This window comes from Aminobacter sp. P4_H6_2, assembly GCF_056400805.1.
On the sequence record NZ_JBFUKO010000688.1, the window covers coordinates 1 to 2,720 of the forward strand.

A 2,720-nucleotide genomic window follows, 5' to 3' on the forward strand; every position below is an offset into this window, starting at 1 on the left:
CCTTTGTGGCGCGCTTGTAGCGCTGGTCCAGTCGCCGCGTCAACTTGTTCGATGCAGCTTCGACATGGTTGCCGCATTGCCAAGAGCGGCAACTTCTTCGCAAGCACGACTTGCTTGAAGATCGTCGGTGCAGATAGCTGAGCTTTGGCTCGACTCATCCAACTGCACTCGCATGATATCCGCCATGATTCTTTCAAATGCTGGTGGTGGTCGTTGGCTGGCCACCAGCAAATGCAATAGGCATGAGCCACCGCCACTGCATTTGACGGACGGCCATGTTTGCTGAGGAAAACCCGATTGCTTGAAACAGCGCTCTACAGTCCGGTCAAGCGCTTCCTCGAAGGCCTGGGTTTCGAGGTCAAGGGCGAGATCGGCGGCTGCGACCTGCTGGCGCTGAGTGCAGATGCGCCGCCGATCGTGGTGGTCTGCGAATTGAAGCTGCAATTCAATCTCGAACTGATCCTTCAAGGCGTAGATCGCGCGGYGGCTGCCGACGAGGTCTGGCTTGCTGCGCGCATGTCGCAGCGCGGCAAAGGCCGCGAGGGCGACAAGCGGTTCCGCAATCTGTGCCGGCGGCTGGGCTTTGGTCTGCTCGGCGTTTTCGAAGACGGGCGCGTGGAGGTGTTGCTCAGCCCTGTGGCGCTTGCGCCCAGGCGGGATACGAAACGGCGCTCGCGGCTGGTCGACGAGYATCGCCGCAGACAAGGCGACCCGGTGGTCGGTGGCGGTTCTCGCGCGCCGATCATGACGGCTTACCGCCAGGATGCGCTAAAATGCGCGGTGGCGCTGGCCGAGGGGCCGAAACGACCGCGCGACCTGACCCAAGCCGTCGCGCGCGCGCCCAAAATCCTGCTCGACAATGTCTATGGCTGGTTCGTCCGGGTCGATCGGGGCGTTTATGATCTCACCGACGCTGGCCGAGACGCCTTGCAGCGCTGGCCGCAGCTCATTGTCCTTGAGGTGTAGACACAGTCGGCGTCACCCGGCCTCGGCCACCTGCCCTGCCTCGGCATGCCTTGAATGGTCGGCGGCGATCATCATGTAGACCGCAGGCACGACGAACAGCGTGAACATGGTGCCTATCGCCAGGCCGCTGGCAATGACTAGGCCCATATTGTAGCGCGACACCGCCCCGGCGCCCGACGCCATGATAAGCGGCACCACGCCCAGAACCATGGCAGCCGTGGTCATCAGGATCGGGCGCAGCCGGATTCCGCAGGCCTCCTCGATCGCCTCGCGCTTGGACTTGCCCTGCTGCTGCAAGTCGTTGGCAAACTCGACAATCAGGATGCCGTGCTTGCTGATCAGCCCCATCAGCGTCACCAGCCCGACCTCGGTGTAGATGTTCAGGCTGGCACCGCCGATGCCAATATTGATGAAGATCAGCGCACCGGCGATCGACATGGGCACTGAAACGAGAATGATGACGGGATCGCGAAAGCTCTCAAACAGGGCAGCCAGCGCCAGATAGATGATGATCAGGGCGAAGCCGAAGGTGGCGATGAAGCCCGACGATTCCTGGATATACTGCCGCGACAGCCCGCCATAATCGACCGAATAGCCCTGCGGCAGTGTGCGTTTGGCAAGATCCTGCAGGAATTTCAGCGCGTCGGCCTGCGCCACGCCCGGCGCCGCGACGCCCTGGATCGTCGCACTATTGAGCTGCTGGAAGTGATTGATCGATTCGGGGATGGTTTTGGTGGAAATCGTCGCAATGGCCGACAGCGGGATCGGAACGCCGTTAACGACGCCCACATAATAGTTCATCAGCTGCTGCGTGTTGAGCCGGCTGCCCTGCTGGACCTGCGGGATCACCTTGTAGGAGCGGTCGGCGAGGCTGAAATAGTTGACGTAGCCGCCGCCCAGCATGCCGCCGAGTGCGGCGCCGACATCGCTCATTTTCAGGCCGAGCTGTGCGGTCTTGTTGCGGTCGATCTGGACGACCGACTGCGGGTTGTCGATCTTGAGGTCGCTGTCGAGGAAGATGAACATGCCGCTTTTCACGGCTTCCTGCAGGAAATCGTGCGCCACCTGGTTGAGTTGGACAAACGAGTCCGTCGTGCTCAGCACGAACTGGATCGGAAGGCCTTGGCTGCCCGGCAGCGGCGGCAGCTGGAAGGCTGCGGCGCGAACCCCGGCGATGCCGTTGAGCTGCTGCTGGATGACCGGCTGCAGCTGGTTGGTGGTGCGGCTGCGCTGATCCCACGGCGTGAACACCATGCCGGCGATCGATGTGCCCGGCGCGTCGATCTGGAACACATGCGCGGTCTCAGGATATTTGGCGAAGGTCTCGTAGACCTGCCTGGAATAGAGCAGCTTCTGCTCCAGGGTCGCATTGGGTGCGGGCGTCGACGACGAGATGATGATGCCGGCATCTTCCTGCGGCGCCAGCTCGCTCTTGGCCCCGGCATAGAGAAAATAGATGCTGCCGAGCACGATGAAGGCAAAGGTCGCTGTCACTGGGAGATAGCCGAGGCTGCCGTGCAGCCAGCGCTCGTAGCGGTTGCGGATGCGCGCGAAGGTGCGGTCGATGGTTTCGGTCAGCCGCTCCTGCCAGCCGCGCCGTTCGGGGTCGCGGGCCTTCAGGATGCGCGAGCACATCATCGGCGACAAGGTTAGCGCGATGATGGCCGAGACGGTGACGGCGCCGACCAGCGTGAAGGCGAATTCGGTGAACAGCGCGCCGGTCAGGCCGCCCTGGAAGCCGATCGGCACATAGA

General features: G+C 62.5%; 3 protein-coding genes. 1 reads left to right on the forward strand and 2 read right to left on the reverse strand.

What is annotated here, in order from left to right:
• Positions 1 to 39 precede the first annotated feature (39 nt).
• Entirely contained in the window at positions 40 to 186 is a 147-nt protein-coding gene (locus AC1DUU_RS28665) for a hypothetical protein (RefSeq protein WP_476786721.1), read from the reverse strand.
• Between the two features lie 111 nt (positions 187 to 297).
• On the opposite strand from AC1DUU_RS28665, the gene AC1DUU_RS28670 reads away from it, so the two are divergent.
• Positions 298 to 966: a DUF2161 domain-containing phosphodiesterase gene (locus tag AC1DUU_RS28670; RefSeq protein WP_476786722.1), complete on the forward strand. Its 669-nt coding sequence runs from the start codon at positions 298 to 300 to the stop codon at positions 964 to 966.
• A 12-nt stretch (positions 967 to 978) separates the two neighbouring features.
• Here AC1DUU_RS28670 and AC1DUU_RS28675 read toward each other — a convergent pair.
• On the reverse strand, positions 979 to 2,720 hold a 1,742-nt coding region (locus tag AC1DUU_RS28675; RefSeq protein ID WP_476786723.1), incomplete at its 5' end, for an efflux RND transporter permease subunit.

Excerpts from the sequence above, each read along its gene's own strand:
- AC1DUU_RS28665 (WP_476786721.1), bottom strand. The coding sequence starts at position 186 with ATGGCGGATATCATGCGAGTGCAGTTGGATGAGTCGAGCCAAAGCTCA.